This window comes from Streptomyces sp. NPDC038707 (genome assembly GCF_040636485.1).
Taxonomy (GTDB): Bacteria; Actinomycetota; Actinomycetes; order Streptomycetales; family Streptomycetaceae; genus Streptomyces.
In genome coordinates, this window is record NZ_JBEZUP010000004.1 from 328,054 (window position 1) to 346,408 (window position 18,355).

Genomic DNA, 18,355 nt, shown 5'->3' on the forward strand with positions numbered 1-18,355 from the left:
CGCTGGGTCAATAACAACAGAGCTTGTGAACCGAGTCAACACGGTTCACACCTTGGTGTGAGTACACGGACGTGAACTCCTGGATCTTTGTGTACGCCGGTATGCTCGGCGCACACACGGGACGAGGGGAGCGAAGCCGGTGCAGGACAACGCGACAGAGGTGACCGCAGCGGGAATCGCCCGACTCGCCGGAGTGGGCCGGGCCGCCGTCAGCAACTGGCGCCGCCGGCACGCCGATTTCCCCAAGCCGGTCGGCGGCACCGAGACCAGCCCGTCCTTCGCCCTCGCCGAGGTCGAGGCCTGGCTGCGCAAGCAGGGCAAACTCGCGGAAGTACCGCTGCGCGAACGGGTCTGGCAACAACTCGCCGGCCACCCGGAAGGCCCGTTGACGGCCTTGGTGCACACCGGTTGCGTGCTGCTGCTGATCCATGAACGCCCCACGGTCTGGCTCGACGCGAGCGCCGGCTCGGACGCGCGGCTGGCCGCGATGCTGCCGGGCGCCCTGGAGAAGGTGCTGGCGCCGCGGGTGGGGGGCGTGCGGGGGCGCGGGGGTGCGGGCGGGGGTACGGGCGCTGTTGGTGCCGGTGCCGGTGCCGGTGTCGGTGTCGGTGGCCGTGGCGGTGCTGGTGGCCGTGGCGGTGGTGGTGTGAGCGGGGCTTTCGGGCGGGTTGAGGTGGGTGGTGCGGGCAACGCGGGGGGTGTGAACCGGGGTTACACGGGTTCTGCTGTGAACAGGGGTTCCGCCGCGCCCGGTGTGAACTCGGTCCCGGCGGCATCCGGTGTGAACGCCGGTCCGACACCGACCGGTGTGAATCCGGCGCACCCGGCGGTCGGTGTGAACTCAGGCCCCTCAGCGCCCGCTGTGAACTCCGCCCCCACCACCCCCGCTGTGAACCCCTCACCGACGGCACCGATTGTGAACCCGTCCCCCACATTTCACACCGAAGCAGCCCCCAACAACCCGCCAGCGCAGCCCACCCCACCCCCCGTTCACACTCCACCCCCGGTACACATCCCCCACCCCGCCCTCACCACCCCCACCGGCCCCCAACTCCTCCCCTCCGCCCCCCTCCTCCGCGGCGCGGCCGAACTCGCCGCCGAGATCGGCGCCCGGCAGACCTTCGAGTTCCTGCTGGGCCGGCACCTGGACGCCAACCCCCGCCAGTACACGCTCACCCCGGCCGAGCTGGCGGGCCTCATGGCCGACCTGGCCGGCCCGGCCCGCACCGTCCTGGACCCGGCCTGCGGCACCGGCGCCCTGCTGCGCGCCGTGGACCCGCGCCCCGGCCAGGAGCTGTACGCCCAGGACAGCGCGCCCGAACTCGCCGCGCTCAGCGCGCTGCGGCTGGCGCTGCACAGCCGGGCCGCCGTGCGCGCCGCCGTGGGTAACACCCTGCGCGCCGACGCCCACCCCGGGCTGCGCGCCGACGCGGTGCTGTGCCATCCGCCGTTCAACGAGCGCAACTGGGGCCATGACGAACTCGCCTACGACTCCCGCTGGGAGTACGGCTTCCCGGCGCGCACGGAGTCCGAGCTGGCGTGGGTGCAGCACGCGCTGGCCCGGCTGACCGATGGCGGTACCGCCGTCCTGCTGATGCCGCCGGCCGCCGCCTCCCGCCGTTCCGGGCGCCGGATCCGGGCCGATCTGCTGCGCCGGGGCGCGCTCCGGGCGGTGGTCGCGCTGCCGGTCGGCGCGGCCCCGCCGTACAACATCCCGCTGCACCTGTGGGTGCTGCGCCGGCCCGACCGGACACCGGCGGCGCCCGAGGTGCTGCTCGTGGACACCGGACGGTTCGCCGGGGAGGCGCGCGGCGGCCCGGACTGGGAGGCGGTGCGGGAGGCCGTACTGGACGCCTGGCGTGCCTTCGCGCGCGCGGGGCGGCTCGCCGAGCGGCCCGGACTGGCCCGTTCCGTGCCGGTCATCGAACTCCTCGACGACGACGTGGACCTCGCCCCCGCCCGCCATCTGCCGCCGGCCGCGGTGGCCGACGGCGCGGAGCAGCTCACGCAGGTCCGTGAACGCCTGGGGGAGACGCTGCGGCTGACCGCGGACCTCACCCCGCCGCCCGCCGGCCCGGCCGCGCCCGCGCGCTGGCCGCTGACCACCGTCGGCGAGCTCGCGCGCGGGGGCGCGCTGGTGATGCGCAGCGGCGGAAACGGCGGCCACGCGCGCGTGCCGGTGCTCACCGACCACGACGTCCTCGCCGGGACGGCACCCTCCGGCACGCTGCCCGAGAGCGAGGAGGAAGCCGTGCTGACCGAGCCGGGCGACGTCGTCGTACCCGTGCTCGGCGGGGGCGCGGTGGCGCGCGTGATCGACGCGGCGACGGGGGGCGCCGCCCTGGGGCGCAACCTGGTGCTGCTGCGCCCCGATCGCACGGCGCTCGATCCGTGGTTCCTGGCCGGGTTCCTGCGCGGTACCACCAACAACCGGCAGGCCAGCAGCTACGCCTCCACGGCGACCCGGCTGGACGTGCGCCGCCTCCACCTGCCCCGCCTCCCGCTGGAGGAGCAGCGGCGCTACGGCGCGCGGTTCCGCGCACTGGACGAGTTCGAGCGGGTGCTCAGGCACGCGAGCCGCCTCGGGGAGCAGTTGGTGCGCGGGATGTACGACGGGCTCACCGACGGCACCGTGGCACCGGACTGAGCCCGGGCCGGCGGCCGGACAACGGTTCGGTACAACCCTGATCAGTTGTCCGTGCCGGGCCATATGCTCGAAGCGACCATCACACGAGTGGCGTGATCCGCGCGTCCGCGGGCCGCGCCGGGCGGGCGGGTACGCCCACGTCCAGGATCGGGAGCAGCCATGCAAGGCCACGGCTACGGACAGCCGGCGAAGCAGCCGCCGCACACCGGGTGGCTGGTTCTGCTGCGTGTGCTGTTCGTGGCGCTCGGGATCCTCTCCCTCGGCTTCCTGTCCTGGGCGATGCTGCTGCGGCTGGCGATCGTCACGCGCCGGTCGCTGGACTGGGGGCTGTTCGTGGCGGTGCTGACCGCCGACGTCCTGGGCTTGACGCTGCTGGGCGCCGAGCCCGGCGACGAGATCCACACCGTGGGCGGCTATGTGGGCCTGCTGCTGGTGCTCGGCACGCTCGTGGGCACGATCGCGTACTACCTGGCGGCGGACATCCACCACTTCGTGGTGCGCCGGCAGGCGTACCCGGCGGCGCCCGGGCCCGCGCCGTACGGCTACCCGGCCCCCGCGGTGCCGTACGGCGCGACGACCGTACCGACCGCGCCGGCCGCTCCGCCGATACCGGTCGCGTCGGCCGCTCCGCCGATACCGGCCGCCCCTCTCCCGCACCAGGCGTCCGGCGGGCCGCACGCGCCCGTGCCCGGTCCCCCGCCGGCCGCCCCGCCGCAGCGGCCCCCGGCGCCCGCGCGGATCGACCAGGTGCGCGCGGAGCTGGACGAGCTGAGCGACTACCTGCGCCGGCAGGACGGCCACGAGGGCGGCCGGTGAGCGGGGGCACCGGACGCGTCGTCGCCGGCCGCTACGAACTGGCCACGCTCATCGGCCAGGGCGGCATGGGCCAGGTCTGGACGGCGTACGACCGGCGGCTGGACCGGCGCGTGGCGGTGAAGCTGCTGCGCCCGGACAAGGTGGCGGGCCAGGAGGCGGACGAGCTGCGCCGCCGTTTCCTGCGCGAGTGCCGGGTCACCGCGCAGGTGGACCACCCCGGCCTGGTGACGGTGCACGACGCGGGCAGCGAGGGCGACGAGCTGTTCCTGGTCATGCAGTACGTCGACGGCGCCGACCTGTCCGACCACCTCGCCGAGCACGACCCGTACCCATGGCCGTGGGCGGTCGCGGTGGCCGCGCAACTGTGCGCCGTGCTGAGCGCGGTGCACGCCGTGCCGATCGTGCACCGCGACCTCAAGCCGCGCAACGTGATGGTGAAGCAGGACGGCACGATCACCGTGCTCGACCTGGGCGTGGCCTCGGTGATGGACACGGACACCACCCGGCTCACGCACACCGGCTCCCCGATCGGCTCGCCCGCCTACATGGCGCCCGAGCAGGCGATGGGCGGCGCGGTCGGCCCGTACACCGACCTGTACGCGCTCGGTGTGCTGCTGCACGAACTGCTCAGCGGCGAGGTGCCGTTCGCCGGGTCCACGGCGCTCGGTGTGCTGCACCGGCACCTGTACGAGCCGCCGCTGCCCGTGCGCCGGATCCGCCCCGAGGTGCCCGAGGCACTGGAGACCCTGGTGCTGCGGCTGCTGGCCAAGGACCCGCAGCACCGGCCGGCGTCCGCGCAGGAGGTCTACGAGGACCTGGCGCCGCTGCTGCCCGCGCGCGGCACACCCACCGGGGCGCCCCTTGACCCCACGCGCCCCTTCCTGCGTCCGCACGCCCCCTGGCCGGACCGGGCGCGGACCCCCGCGCACCAGCCCGCACCCGTCGCGCCCGCGCCGCCGGTGGCCGAGAAGCCCGACGTCGCCGCCGCCGTGGACGAGGTCAAGCGGCTGCTGGGGGAGGGCCGTATCACCCAGGCCGTGGACATCCTGGGCGCGATCCTGCCGGCCGCCGCCGAGCAGCACGGCGAGCGCTCCCCGGTCGTACGCACCCTGCGCAAGCAGTACGCGGCCACACTCCTGGACGACGGCCAGTACCGGCGCGCGCTGCCCGAACTGCGCCGGCTCGCCGACGAACGCGCCGCCGAGGCCGGCCAGGCGGACGCGCAGTCGCTGCGCTACCGCTACGAAGCCGCGCAGTGCCTGGAGCAGCTGGGCGAACCGGCGGCGGCCCTCGCCGAGTACCGCGCGCTGCTGCCGTACTACGAGAACCAGTACGTCTCCGGGGACCCGCAGCTCGCCCACGAGGTGCGCCGGCGCGTCGGCCATCTGCTGCTCGCGCTCGGCGACCGGCAGGCCGCCCACGACACGCTCGTGCGGCTGGTGATGGACGTCGAGCGGCTGCACGGCCCCGGTCATCCGCTGGCCGTGGAGGTCCGGCGGACCCTTCAGTGGCTCGGACAGGTGCGCGGATAGATTGTCCGTCGCTTCGTCTTCGTCAGGCACGCACGGGCGCGAGCCGCCGTGCACGAACAGGGGTGGGATTCATGGCCGGACACCGGCAGTCCAAGAAGCGCAGATACATCGCGTGGGGAGTGGCCGGCGCGGCGGTGGTCGTGGGCGGCGGCATCGCCGCCCAGACCTCCATGGCCGCCACCAGCTGGCCCGCGCAGAAGACGTTCACCGGCCGCGCGTTCGACACCTGCACCGCGCCCTCGCTGTCCGCGATGAAGGCCTGGCACACCGGCTACTACGGCGCCGCGGCCGTCTACGTGGGCGGCAAGAACCGCGGCTGCGCCCAGCCCAACCTCACCGCGTCCTGGGTGAAGTCGGTGAACTCCCTCGGCTGGAAGCTGATCCCGATCTACGTCGGCGCCCAGCCGCCCTGCCAGACCGGCTCCAGCCCCGAGAAGCTGACCGCCTCGACGGCCGCCTCCCTGGGCGCGAAGGACGCCGCCGACGCCGTGGCCAAGGCGTCCGCGCTCCGCATGAAGGCCGGCAGCCCCATCTATCTCGACATGGAGGCGTACGACATCAAGAACAAGGCGTGCAACGACGCCGTCCTGACGTACGTGCGCTCCTTCACGAAGACGCTGCGCGCCAAGACCTACCGCGCCGGCTACTACGGCTTCACCAGCTCCAGCGCCAAGGCCGTCGCCACCGCCGCCGACAAGAAGGACCTGCCGGGCAACCTCTGGTACGCGCTGTACGACAAGAAGGACACGACGACCGCGGACTGGCCGTGGGGTGCCGGCCAGTTCACCCCGCACAGCCGCGGCCACCAGTACCTGGTCAACAGCAAGGAGACGCGCGGCGGCGTCACGCTGACCGTCGACCGGGACTCCTGGGACGCGCCGGTCGCCATCATCGGCTGACCCGGCGGTCCGCTCCCGGGGCGGCGCGGCGGTGCCCGAAGCGGGCGCGAATCGTTGGTCGAATGGGTTGGCCGCGGCCTGCCCACTGCCTACCATCGATCACCGCAAGACTTTGTGCACCGTCGCACAATCTCCCCCCAGGAGGTCTACCTTGCACCGCCGCCGTCGCACCGCGCTCGTCCTCACCGCCGCGATCGCCGCCGCGGCCCCCCTGCTGACCGCCTGCGGAAGCGAGGCGCACCCGGGCGCCGCGGCCGTCGTCGGCGGGCAGCGGATCACCGTCGCCCAGCTGGAGAACCGGGTGGCGGAGGTCCGCCGGGCCCAGCGGGCCGCGGTGCCGGACGAGACGCAGTACCAGCAGGTCGTCTCCTCCACCAGCAGCCTCACCCGCGACACCCTGCACAACATGGTGCTCGACCGGGTGCTGCACCGCGCCGCCCGGGACGAGGGCATCACGGTCACCCGGGCGGAGATCCAGCGGATGCGCGCCGGCCTGGAGCAGCAGACCGGCGGCGGCAAGGGCCTGGAGACGGCCTGGCTGCAGAAGTACGGCATCGCGCCGGCCCGCCTCGACGACAATCTGCGCCTGCAACTGGAGGCCCAGAAGCTCGCCGCCAAGCTCGGCACGGACACCAGCCGGCCCGAGTTCTGGCAGGCCCTGTCCAAGGCGTCCACGAACCTCCACGTCGACCTCAACCCGCGCTACGGCACCTGGGACGTGCAGAAGAGCAGCCGGGTGGACGCCAAGACGCCGTGGATCCGGGAGGTCACGGCGACGGGCGGAGAGCCGGTGACGGCGTAGGCGGGGGCCGGGCGGGGCGGCGCCCCGGTCCGGAACCGGAATCCGGAACCGGAATGCGGAACCGGAATCCGGAACCGGAATGCGGAACCGGAATCCGGAACCGGAATGCGGAACGGAAACCGGAATCCGGAATCGGGGTCTCCGGTCGTACGATCACACGAGCGCCCCGGTCCTGTGGATAGCTCGATCCACCCTTTCGCGCCGTGGGTTACGTTCGGATCGTGAACGAATCCAGCGCCGAAGCCCGCCCCGAACCCAGCCCCGCCCCCGGCCGGGAAGCCGCCCCCGGCCGCGTCGTCCTGCTGACCACCAGCCACCGCGTCGCCCCCGGCCTGCTGTCCTGGCCCGCCTGGCAGGCCCTGCGCGCCGCCGACGCCGTGCTGTGCGCGGACGGCGCACACCCGCAGCTGCCGTATCTGCGGGAGGCCGGGATAGCGGTGGCAAAGGAGTCCCCCACCGCGAGGGAACTGGTCGACGCCTGTGCCGGCGGGCGGACGGTGGTGGTCGTGGCGACCGGTGAGGGCGAACCGGAGCTCACCGACGGCCTCGCCCGGCTGGCCGGCTCCGGCCGGGTCGCCATGCCGGAGCTGGAGCTGCTCCCCGCCTCCTACGACCTGCCCGGCGCCCGCCTGCTGGACCTGGTGCAGGTCATGGACCGCATCCGCGCCGAATGCCCCTGGTCCTCCCGGCAGACCCACGAGGGCCTGGCCAAGTACGGCATCGAGGAGGCCTACGAACTGGTCGAGGCGATCGAGGCCGGCGACCGCACGGAGCTGCGCGAGGAACTGGGCGACGTCCTCCTCCAGGTCGTCTTCCACTCCCGGATCGCCGAGGAGCACCCGGAGGCGCCGTTCTCCATCGACGACGTGGCCGGCGGCATCGTCGCCAAGCTCATCCGCCGTCACCCGCACATCTTCGGTGACGAGCAGGCCGAAACCCCGGAGGACGTCAGGGCGCAGTGGCTGCGCGTGAAGGCCGACGAGAAGCGGCGCACGTCGGTCACCGACGGCGTCCCGCTCGGCCAGCCCGGCCTGGCCCTGGCCGCCAAGCTCGCCTCCCGCGTCCGCACGGCGGGCCTGGAGGTGCCCCTGCCCCGCGGTGAGGGCATCGGGTACGAACTGCTGGCCCTGGCGGTCCGCGCCGAGGCGGACGGCGTCGACCCCGAGGCGGCCCTGCGAGCGGCGGCCCGGGTGTACCGGGACGCGATCAAGGACAGCGAGGCGGCACGCACGGCCGGCGGCGCGGAGGGGGACGAGGGGTAGGCAGGGTCCCCGGCCGGCGGCGCGGAGGGGGACGAGGGGTGGGCGGGGTTCCCGGCCGGCACCTGGAGGGGCGCTGTGCGGGGCCGGTGGTGGAGGAAGGCGAGGGGCGGGCGGCCCGGCACCTTGAGGCGGCACACACAGCCGGCGGTGGAGAGGGGACGAGGGGCGGGCGGCCCGGCACCTGGTGAGGCGGTGTGCGCGGCCGGTGGTGGGGAGGGGGGACGAGGGGTGGGCGGGGGTTTCCGTCCGGCACCTCCGGAGAGGGCCCGCTGCCGGTACCGAGGCCGCCGTCCCTCGGCCGCCCCCGCCCGGAAGGCCCTCGGCGAGCCGCCCGGCACTCCGGATACCGTCGAGGAGTGACCGACCAGCACCACCCCGACCAGCCGGCGTCTGCCGACCAGCCGGCCCCCGCCCTCTTCACGTGGGAGTTCGCCGCCGACCCCTACCCCGCCTACGCCTGGCTGCGCGAGCACGCCCCCGTGCACCGCACACGGCTGCCGAGCGGTGTCGAGGCGTGGCTGGTCACCCGGTACGCCGATGCCCGGCAGGCCCTGGCCGACCCGCGGCTGAGCAAGAACCCGGCGCACCACGACGAGCCCGCGCACGCCAAGGGCAAGACCGGCATCCCCGGTGAGCGCAAGGCCGAGCTGATGACGCATCTGCTGAACATCGACCCGCCGGACCACACCCGGCTGCGCAGGCTGGTCAGCAAGGCGTTCACCCCGCGCCGGGTCGCCGAGTTCGCCCCACGGGTGCAGGAGCTGACCGACCAGCTCATCGACCGGTTCGCGAAGACGGGCTCCGCCGACCTGATCCACGAGTTCGCCTTCCCGCTGCCCATCTACGCCATCTGCGACCTGCTCGGCGTCCCGCGCGAGGACCAGGACGACTTCCGGGACTGGGCGGGCATGATGATCCGGCACGGGGGAGGACCGAGGGGCGGGGTCGCGCGGTCCGTCAAGAAGATGCGCGGCTACCTCGCCGAGCTGATCCACAGGAAGCGCGCGGCGCTGTCCGCCACGCCCGCGCCCGGCGAGGACCTGATCTCCGGCCTGATCCGGGCCTCGGACCACGGCGAGCACCTCACCGAGAACGAGGCCGCCGCCATGGCGTTCATCCTGCTGTTCGCCGGCTTCGAGACGACCGTCAACCTCATCGGCAACGGCACCTACGCGCTGCTCACCCACCCCGGCCAGCGCGCCCGCCTCCAGGACTCCCTGGCCCGCGGCGAACGGGACCTGCTGGAGACGGGCGTCGAGGAACTGCTGCGCTACGACGGCCCGGTGGAACTGGCCACGTGGCGGTTCGCCACCGAGCCGCTGGCCCTCGGCGGGCAGCGCATAGCGCCGGGCGACCCGGTGCTCGTCGTCCTCGCCGCCGCCGACCGGGACCCGGAGCGGTTCGCCGACCCGGACGTGCTCGACCTCGGCCGCCGCGACAACCAGCACCTCGGCTACGGCCACGGCATCCACTACTGCCTGGGCGCGCCGCTCGCCCGGCTGGAGGGGCAGACCGCGCTGGCCACCCTGTTCACCCGCCTGCCCGACCTGCGGCTGGCCGCCGATCCGGCCGACCTGCGCTGGCGCGGCGGGCTCATCATGCGCGGCCTGCGCACCCTGCCGGTGGAGTTCACGCCGACCGCCTGAACACAGGTCCTCCAGGAGAAGGTGACACTTTCTCAACTCTGTGATCTTCACGTGATCTGTGCGGCATGAACTTGTGACAAGTGATCGTCTGCCGATACGTTCACCCATCAGCGCGGCGAGCGGCTTCGACCGCCGCGCCGGTCCTGCTGTCGCTCGAAAGGCTTCTGCATGCTCTCCGGGAACGGTCGACACCGTCGCCCCCGCCAGGCTCCGGCCCTCCTCGTCGCGGCCGGAGTGACCGGCTCCGCCATCGCCATCCCGCTCCTCGGCGCCGCGAGTGCCAACGCGGCCGACGGCACCACGTGGGACAAGGTGGCCGAGTGCGAGAGCGGCGGCTCCTGGAGCGCGGACAACGGAAACGGGTACTACGGCGGCCTGCAGATCTCGCAGGACGACTGGGACGCGTACGGCGGTGGCCAGTACGCGGCCAGCGCCGACCAGGCCAGCCGTCAGCAGCAGATCGCCGTCGCCGAGAAGATCCTCGCCGACCGGGGCACCGCCCCCTGGGCCACCTGCGCCCTGCTGTCCGGTCTGACGCAGAACTCGGGGTCCGTGGACGTCGACACGGGCGTCGGCGGCTCCCATGACACCGGTGCCCCGAAGGACCCGTCCGGACCGGCCGGCACCTCCGGCACGGACAAGACTCCGGGGACCTCCGACCCGTCCGGCCGGCCGGACGCGACGCCCTCCACCGGCTCCGGCACCGGCCCGGGTTCCTCCGCGGAGCCGACCGAGGCGCCCACCTCCGAGGATGACAAGGGCGACAAGGGCGACAAGGGCGACAAGAACAACAAGAGCGGCAAGGAAGGCAAGGGCGACAAGGGCGGCAAGGAAGCGGGTCAGGCCGCCGACGACGCCGGCGAGGCGGCGGGCGAGGGCGCGGACGCGACCCCCGGTCCCGCCGGGACCGGCACCCCCGAGGCCGCCGGGACCTCCACGCCCGACACCGGCGGCTCCCAGACTCCCGGAGGGGCCCCGACGGCCACCCCGGACGCCGGGACCGTGCGCAACCCGCAGCAGGCGGCCGGTTCTTGGAGCCTGGTCGACACCGGCGCCGTCGGCACCGGCGGCCGGCACCGGGGACCCAGCGCGGACGAAAAGGTGACAAAGGGTCAGAACGGGGCCCCGTCCGGCCGGCACGCCTCCCGCGGACCGGACACCTACACCGTCCGCCAGGGCGACTCCCTGTCCTCCATCGCCGACTCCCTTGACGTCGACGGCGGATGGCACGCGTTGTACACCGGCAACAAGAAGGCCATCGGCGCCGACCCGAATCACATCACCGCCGGTCAGACCCTGGATGTCCAGGGCGAAACGGGCGCAAAGTAGCGGGACTTGACGTCCTGTTTAACGCCCTAATGTCCGGTTTGGCGAAAGTGTGGGATGAGTCTCAGAAGCCCTGATCGTCTTTGAAATTCCGGCGATCACCTGTCTACGGTCGAGGCCGCTCGTTCACCGCGAGCCCCGGCATCCACCACGCCGAATCCTGCCAGTGGTTGCCCGGGAACAGTCGTCGCGAACAAGCGCCGTAGGCAGGAGCGGGGGACCCAAGGTAGGCGCCGGGCCCAGCAGTTGAGCTGGGACCGGCTGGGGGTGAAGCCGCGTCACGCGCAAGCGGATGACGCGGCCGGGCAACTCAACCGGCCCGAACCCGACAGCTCACCTCGTAGGCGTCGGTGAGGGGAATCGATCCATGCTGTTTACCGGCAAGGGCAAGCACCGTCGTCCGTCCAAGGCCGTCCGCGCCATCACGCTCGCCGGTGTCACCGGTGCCGCCGTCGCCGCTCCGCTGATGGCGGCCGGCAACGCCTCCGCCGCCACCGCCTCCCAGTGGGACGCGGTCGCCCAGTGCGAGTCCGGTGGCAACTGGTCCATCAACACCGGCAACGGCTACTACGGCGGTCTGCAGTTCTCCGCCTCCACCTGGGCCGCGTACGGCGGCACGCAGTACGCCTCCACCGCCGACAAGGCGAGCAAGTCGCAGCAGATAGCCGTCGCCGAGAAGGTCCTCGCCGCCCAGGGCAAGGGTGCCTGGCCGGTCTGCGGCACGGGCCTGTCGGGCGCCGCCTACAACGGCTCCGCCCCGAGCGCCCCGGCGCCGTCCACCCCGTCGTCCACCCAGGGCTCGGGCACCTCCACCCGCTCCGCCGACCAGCAGGCCGCCTCCCGCTCCGCCGAACGCCCGGCCGCCTCGACGAACAAGAGCACGGGCACCGGCAACAGCACGAGCACCGGCAGCACCGGTGGCAGCGCGGGCAAGACCGTCACCACCCCGACCGGCAAGAAGGTCAAGAAGGGCGACGGCGAGTACAAGGTCGCCCAGGGTGACACGCTCAGCACCATCGCCGCCCGGCACAAGGTCGCGGGCGGCTGGCAGAAGCTGTTCGAGCTGAACAAGGACATCGTCCAGGACGCCGACCTCATCTACCCGGGCCAGCAGCTCCACCTGAAGTAGCCCCCGGGCCCCCAGGGTCCGCGCATCCCGGCGGCCCCTCCGAGGCCCCGTGCGGGCCACCCCCGTCCCCATGGGCCCCCGCCCCGGCGCGTCTTCCCCCGTACGCGCCGGGGCGGGGTTTTTCCGCACACGCCCCAGAGCCCCCGCCCGGCGCCCCCGTCCCGGGGTGCCTGCCCCGGCGCCCCCGTCCCGGGGTGCCTGCCCCGGCGCCCCCGTCCCGGCGCGTCTGTCCGGCGGCCCCGTTCCGGGGTGTCTGCCCCGGCGGCCCCGTTCCGGTGTGTCTGCCCGGTGGCCCCGTCCCGGGGTGCGTGCCCCGGTGGCCCCGTCCCGGCGTGCCCGCCCGGCGCCCCCGCCCCGGCGTGTCTGCCCGGCGGCCCCGTCCCGGGGTGCCCGCCCGGCGCCCCCGCCCCGGCGCCCCCGCCCCGAGGTGCCTGCCCCGGCGGCCCCGTCCCGGGGGTGCCTGCCCCGGCGGCCCCGTTCCGGGGTGCCTGCCCGGGTGGCCCTGTTCCGGGGTGCGTGCCCCGGTGGCCCCGTTCCGGCGTGCCCGCCCGGCGCCACCGCCCCGGTGTGTCTGCCCGGCGGCCCCGTTCCGGGGTGCCTGCCCTGGCGCCCCCGTCCCGGGGTGCCCGCCCGGTGGCCCCGTCCCGGGGTGCCCGCCCGGCGCCCCCGCCCCGGCGTGTCTGCCCAGCGGCCCCGCCCCGGCGCCCCGCCTCGAGGTGCCTGCCCCCGGCGCCCCCGTCCCGAGGTGCCCGCCCGGCGCCCCCGCCCCGGCGCGCCCGCTCAACGCCCCGCCCCCGCCCCGGCGCGCCCGCTCAACGCCCCCGGAGAGGCGTCCTGGCCCCGGAGCGATCCGGACCTTTGTTTTGAGCTGAAACAAAAGGTACGGTCGCCCTGTCCACGGGGCGGTCGGTCGCGGGCCGAGCGGCCCGGGACGGTTAGGCTCTAGTCGCAAGGCACACCAGCCCCGCACTTCCAGCGTCACATCCAAGAAGGAGATGCTCGTGCCGTCCATCGACGTCGTCGTAGCCCGGGAAATCCTGGACTCCCGAGGCAACCCCACGGTCGAGGTCGAGGTCGGCCTCGACGACGGCAGCACGGGTCGTGCCGCCGTGCCGTCCGGCGCCTCGACCGGCGCCTTCGAGGCCATCGAGCTGCGCGACGGTGACCCGAACCGCTACCAGGGCAAGGGCGTCGAGAAGGCTGTTCTCGCCGTCATCGAGCAGATCGGCCCCGAGCTGGTCGGCTACGACGCCACCGAGCAGCGCCTGATCGACCAGGCCATGTTCGACCTGGACGCCACCGACAACAAGGGCTCCCTCGGCGCCAACGCCATCCTCGGCGTCTCGCTCGCCGTCGCCCACGCCGCCTCCGAGGCCAGCGACCTGCCGCTCTTCCGTTACCTGGGCGGCCCGAACGCGCACCTGCTGCCGGTGCCGATGATGAACATCCTGAACGGCGGCTCGCACGCCGACTCCAACGTGGACATCCAGGAGTTCATGATCGCCCCGATCGGCGCGGAGTCCTTCTCCGAGGCCCTGCGCTGGGGCACCGAGGTCTACCACACCCTGAAGAAGGTCCTGAAGAACAAGGGCCTGTCCACCGGCCTCGGCGACGAGGGCGGCTTCGCCCCGAACCTCGGCTCCAACCGCGAGGCCCTGGACCTCATCCTCGAGGCGATCAAGGAGGCCGGCTACACCCCCGGCGAGCAGATCGCCCTGGCGCTCGACGTCGCCGCGTCCGAGTTCTACAAGGACGGCTCGTACGTCTTCGAGGGCAAGAACCGCACCGCCGCCGAGATGACCGAGTACTACGCCGAGCTGGTCGAGGCGTACCCGCTGGTCTCCATCGAGGACCCGCTGTTCGAGGACGACTGGGAGGGCTGGAAGACCATCACCGACAAGCTCGGTGACAAGGTCCAGCTCGTCGGCGACGACCTGTTCGTCACCAACCCGGAGCGCCTGGCCCGGGGCATCGAGGAGGGCGCCGCCAACGCCCTGCTGGTCAAGGTCAACCAGATCGGCTCGCTGACCGAGACCCTGGACGCCGTCGAGCTGGCCCAGCGCAACGGCTTCAAGTGCATGATGTCCCACCGCTCGGGCGAGACCGAGGACGTCACCATCGCCGACCTGGCCGTCGCCACCAACTGCGGTCAGATCAAGACCGGCGCCCCGGCCCGCTCCGAGCGCGTCGCCAAGTACAACCAGCTGCTGCGCATCGAGGAGATCCTCGACGACGCCGCGGTGTACGCCGGCCGCAGCGCCTTCCCGCGGTTTCGCTCCGCGAACCAGTAGGCACAGCAAGGGCTGAGCCGACCCCACCTGGGGCAAGTCCTAGCCAGTCGTACGTACGTCCCCGGACCCGGTCCCGTACCGTGTCCGGGGACGTACGCGCGTGTGACGGGAGGCGGGGAAGATGGGCGTGAAGGACCGTGACCGGTTCTCCACCGCGACCAGGATCAGGCTGCTCGGCGAGCAGACCGCGGCCCGCGTCTACCGCTCGCAGAGCAAACGGCAGGCCCGCCGCTCCCGGCTCACCGGCCGCGCGGCGCTGCTCGCGCTGGTGCTGTGCACGATGGTCGTCGCCCTCGCCTACCCGATGCGGCAGTACGTCTCCCAGCGCGCGGAGATCGCCGACCTCCAGCACCGGCAGCGGCAGGCCCGCGAGCGGGTCGAGCAACTGCGGGACCTCAAGGCGCGCTGGCAGGACGACGCCTACGCCGAGCAGCAGATCCGTCGCCGGCTGCACTACGTACGGCCCGGCGAGACCGGGTACGTGGTCGTCGACCCCGGCGCGGCCAAGCAGTCCCGCGCCGACCTCGGGGCCGCCCGCCGGCCCTGGTACGCGAACGTCTGGGAGGGCGTCGACAAGTCCGACGCCTCCGACCAGTGAACCGACAGAAAGTCTCCGACAGCCAGTCATGGAAACCCCTCCGCCGCCCACTCCGCGCACCGAGCCCACCGACGCGGACGTAGAGGCCTTCAAGCAGCAGCTGGGCCGCCCCCCGCGGGGCCTGCGGGCCATCGCGCACCGCTGCCCGTGCGGTCAGCCGGACGTCGTGGAGACGGCGCCGCGCCTGCCCGACGGCACGCCCTTCCCGACGCTGTACTACCTGACGTGCCCGAAGGCGTCCTCCGCCATCGGCACACTGGAGGCGAACGGCGTGATGAAGGAGATGACCGAGCGGCTCCAGAGCGACCCGGAGCTGGCCGCCGCCTACCGGGCCGCGCACGAGGACTACATCCGGCGCCGGGACGAGATCGAGGTGCTCCAGGGCTTCCCGAGCGCGGGCGGCATGCCCGACCGGGTGAAGTGCCTGCACGTCCTCGTCGCCCACTCGCTGGCCGCCGGACCGGGCGTGAACCCGCTCGGCGACGAGGCCCTGGCGATGCTGCCCGAGTGGTGGCGCAAGGGCGCCTGCGTGACCCTGGACGAGACCGAGGGGGACGAGAAGTGACCCGTGTGGCCGCCGTCGACTGCGGCACCAACTCCATCCGGCTGCTGGTCGCCGACGCCGACCCGGCGACCGGGCAACTGACCGAGCTGGACCGCCGGATGACGATCGTACGGCTCGGCCAGGGCGTCGACCGCACCGGCCGGCTCGCCCCCGAGGCGCTGGAGCGCACCTTCGCCGCCTGCCGCGAGTACGCCGGGGTCATCAAGGAGCACGGCGCCGAGCGGGTCCGCTTCGTCGCCACCTCCGCCTCCCGGGACGCCGAGAACCGCGAGGACTTCGTGCGCGGGGTGCTGGACATCCTCGGGGTGGAGCCGGAGGTCGTCACCGGCGACCAGGAGGCCGAGTTCTCCTTCACCGGCGCCACGAAGGAGCTCACCGGCCGCACCGACCTCGCCCGCCCCTACCTGGTGGTGGACATCGGCGGCGGCTCCACCGAGTTCGTCGTCGGCGACGACCGGGTGCGCGCCGCGCGGTCGGTGGACATCGGCTGTGTGCGGATGACCGAGCGGCACCTGGTGCACGGGGGCGAGGTCTCGGACCCGCCCACCGGGGAGCAGATCGCCGCCATAAGGGCCGACGTGGAGGCCGCCCTGGACCTGGCCGAGCGGACGGTCCCGCTGCGCGAGGCGCGCACCCTGGTGGGTCTGGCCGGATCCGTGACCACGGTGTCCGCGATCGCCCAGGAGCTGCCCGCGTACGACTCCGCGCGCATCCACCACTCCCGGATCTCCCGGGACCGGGTGCGGGAGATCACCGAGTGGCTGCTGCGCTCCACGCACGCCGAGCGCGCCGCCGTCCCGTCGATGCACCCCGGCCGGGTCGACGTCATCGGCGCGGGCGCCCTGGTCCTGCTCGCGATCATGGAGCGCACCGGCGCCGAGGAGGTCGTGGTGAGCGAGCACGACATCCTGGACGGCATCGCCTGGAAAGCGGCAGAGGACCTGGAGTAGCAGTCCGCGCCCTGCCCGGCGGCATCGCGTGGGCGGTGGCGTGGCACCCTTTTGTTACTCGGGGGTAGCCGACCGCTGAGCAGGTTGGATAACGTTTGAGCGGTCCGGAGGGCCCCCTCGGGGGCCCTCCGTCGCATGCGGGCGGAAAAGTTCGTGAAGTTCTTCACAAGGAATTGGGTCCCGAGGGGTCGCCGAACAGGGCCGGTTGGCCCTTCCGGGGCATCAAAGACCGTTTGAACATGTTCAGATGAAGGGCGTGAGCGGGCCCTGGAGGAGGTTGTTCCGGAGGCGTCACGACACTCTCACGGCCACCCCGCGACTCCGGAGAGGCTGCTCACGCGGCCTTGACAACGGGGCGAACCGCCGCGCGGTTCGCGCCGGTCCGCACGGTCCGGGCTATGCGGGGCGCGGAGTTTAACACAGGCCCTGTCGGTTCTTGTGAAGGGGCGCACGAGCACCCCCCCTGGGGCGGGTGGATACTCGATGGCATGAGCACCACGGAGCGTCCCAGGATCCTCGTAGTAGGCGGTGGGTACGTAGGCCTGTACGCAGCTCGGCGCATCCTCAAGAAGATGCGCTACGGCGAGGCGACCGTCACGGTCGTCGACCCCCGGTCGTACATGACCTACCAGCCCTTCCTCCCCGAAGCCGCCGCCGGCAGCATCTCCCCTCGGCACGTCGTCGTCCCGCTGCGACGCGTGCTGCCGAAGGCGGAGGTCCTCACCGGTCGGGTCACCACCATCGACCAGGACCGCAAGGTCGCCACGATCGCCCCGCTGGTGGGCGAGGCGTACGAGCTGCCCTTCGACTACCTGGTCATCGCCATGGGCGCGGTCTCCCGCACCTTCCCGATCCCCGGCCTCGCCGAACAGGGCATCGGCATGAAGGGCATCGAGGAGTCCATCGGCCTGCGCAACCACGTCCTGGAGCAGCTGGACAAGGCCGACTCCACGACCGACGAGGAGATCCGCCGCAGGGCGCTCACCTTCGTCTTCATCGGCGGCGGCTTCGCGGGCGCGGAGACCATCGGCGAGGTCGAGGACATGGCCCGGGACGCGGCCAAGTACTACAAGAACGTGTCCCGCGAGGACATGCGTTTCATCCTCGTCGACGCCGCCGACAAGATCCTGCCCGAGGTCGGCCCCAAGCTCGGCCAGTACGGCAAGGAGCACCTGGAGAGCCGGGGCGTGGAGATCTACCTCTCCACCTCGATGGACTCCTGCGTCGACGGTCACGTGGTGCTGAAGAACGGCCTCGAGGTCGACGCCAACACCATCGTGTGGACGGCCGGCGTCAAGCCGAACCCGGCCCTCGCCCGCTTCGGTCTGCCGCTCGGCCCGCGCGGCCACGTCGACTGCGAGCCCACGCTCCAGGTCAAGGGCACGGACTACATCTGGGCCGCCGGTGACAACGCACAGGTCCCGGACCTCGTCGGCCGCAAGGCGGGCAACGAGAACGCCTGGTGCCCGCCGAACGCCCAGCACGCGCTGCGCCAGGCCAAGGTCCTCGGCGACAACGTGATCTCCGGCATGCGGGGCTTCCCGCAGAAGGAGTACGAGCACGCCAACAAGGGCGCCGTCGCCGGCCTCGGCCTGCACAAGGGCGTGGCGATGATCGTCATGGGCAAGATGAAGATCAAGCTCAAGGGCCGCCTCGCCTGGTACATGCACCGTGGCTACCACGGTCTGGCGATGCCGACCTGGAACCGCAAGATCCGCATCTTCGCCGACTGGACCCTCGGCATGTTCCTCAAGCGCGAGGTCGTCTCCCTCGGCGCCATGGAGAACCCGCGCGAGGAGTTCTACGAGGCCGCCAAGCCGGCGCCGGTCGCCGCCGCCAAGCCGGAGGAGAAGGCCAAGGCCTCCTGACCTCCCGTCACCTGTCCTGTCCCG

At 73.0% G+C, this 18,355-nt stretch carries 14 protein-coding genes and 1 riboswitch; all 14 genes read left to right on the top strand.

Features of this window, described 5'->3' with window-relative positions; genetic code table 11:
* Positions 1-139 precede the first annotated feature (139 nt).
* The 14 genes from AB0E62_RS08425 to AB0E62_RS08490 all read left to right on the top strand — a co-directional run bounded on the left by AB0E62_RS08425 (position 140) and on the right by AB0E62_RS08490 (position 18,331).
* Positions 140-2,647 carry an N-6 DNA methylase gene (locus AB0E62_RS08425; protein ID WP_362189950.1) on the top strand — a complete coding sequence of 836 codons (2,508 nt, stop codon included), beginning with the start codon at positions 140-142 and terminating at the stop codon, positions 2,645-2,647.
* Positions 2,648-2,806: 159 nt separating this feature from the next.
* Positions 2,807-3,463, top strand: a complete 657-nt coding sequence (locus AB0E62_RS08430; protein WP_362189953.1) for a hypothetical protein — start codon at positions 2,807-2,809, stop codon at positions 3,461-3,463.
* Positions 3,464-3,501: 38 nt separating this feature from the next.
* A complete protein-coding gene (locus tag AB0E62_RS08435; RefSeq protein ID WP_362190144.1) occupies positions 3,502-4,995 on the top strand; it encodes a protein kinase in 1,494 nt (497 codons plus the stop codon).
* A gap of 71 nt (positions 4,996-5,066) precedes the next feature.
* Positions 5,067-5,894: a glycoside hydrolase domain-containing protein gene (locus AB0E62_RS08440; protein ID WP_362189956.1), complete on the top strand. Its 828-nt coding sequence runs from the start codon at positions 5,067-5,069 to the stop codon at positions 5,892-5,894.
* Positions 5,895-6,045: 151 nt separating this feature from the next.
* Complete coding sequence (locus AB0E62_RS08445; protein WP_362189959.1) at positions 6,046-6,696, top strand: SurA N-terminal domain-containing protein; 651 nt, start codon at positions 6,046-6,048, stop codon at positions 6,694-6,696.
* 221 nt (positions 6,697-6,917) lie between these two features.
* Complete coding sequence (locus AB0E62_RS08450) at positions 6,918-7,958, top strand: nucleoside triphosphate pyrophosphohydrolase (protein WP_362189961.1); 1,041 nt, start codon at positions 6,918-6,920, stop codon at positions 7,956-7,958.
* 356 nt (positions 7,959-8,314) lie between these two features.
* Positions 8,315-9,604, top strand: a complete 1,290-nt coding sequence (locus AB0E62_RS08455) for a cytochrome P450 (RefSeq protein WP_362189964.1) — start codon at positions 8,315-8,317, stop codon at positions 9,602-9,604.
* 168 nt (positions 9,605-9,772) lie between these two features.
* Positions 9,773-10,933: a transglycosylase family protein gene (locus tag AB0E62_RS08460; protein ID WP_362189967.1), complete on the top strand. Its 1,161-nt coding sequence runs from the start codon at positions 9,773-9,775 to the stop codon at positions 10,931-10,933.
* Between the two features lie 138 nt (positions 10,934-11,071).
* Positions 11,072-11,292, top strand: a riboswitch (cyclic di-AMP (ydaO/yuaA leader).
* A gap of 5 nt (positions 11,293-11,297) precedes the next feature.
* Positions 11,298-12,059 (top strand): transglycosylase family protein, encoded by a 762-nt coding sequence (locus AB0E62_RS08465; protein ID WP_362189969.1) that lies wholly within the window; start codon positions 11,298-11,300, stop codon positions 12,057-12,059.
* Between the two features lie 1,001 nt (positions 12,060-13,060).
* On the top strand, positions 13,061-14,350 hold the full coding sequence (gene eno, locus AB0E62_RS08470; protein WP_362189972.1) for a phosphopyruvate hydratase: 1,290 nt from the start codon (positions 13,061-13,063) through the stop codon (positions 14,348-14,350).
* A gap of 121 nt (positions 14,351-14,471) precedes the next feature.
* On the top strand, positions 14,472-14,948 hold the full coding sequence (locus tag AB0E62_RS08475) for a septum formation initiator family protein (protein ID WP_362189975.1): 477 nt from the start codon (positions 14,472-14,474) through the stop codon (positions 14,946-14,948).
* Positions 14,949-14,976: 28 nt separating this feature from the next.
* Positions 14,977-15,513 (top strand): DUF501 domain-containing protein, encoded by a 537-nt coding sequence (locus tag AB0E62_RS08480; protein WP_362189978.1) that lies wholly within the window; start codon positions 14,977-14,979, stop codon positions 15,511-15,513.
* Positions 15,510-16,463 (top strand): Ppx/GppA phosphatase family protein, encoded by a 954-nt coding sequence (locus AB0E62_RS08485; protein ID WP_362189981.1) that lies wholly within the window; start codon positions 15,510-15,512, stop codon positions 16,461-16,463. Before AB0E62_RS08480 ends, AB0E62_RS08485 begins: the two co-directional genes overlap by 4 nt.
* 488 nt (positions 16,464-16,951) lie before the next feature.
* On the top strand, positions 16,952-18,331 hold the full coding sequence (locus AB0E62_RS08490) for an NAD(P)/FAD-dependent oxidoreductase (RefSeq protein ID WP_362189983.1): 1,380 nt from the start codon (positions 16,952-16,954) through the stop codon (positions 18,329-18,331).
* Positions 18,332-18,355 lie beyond the last annotated feature (24 nt).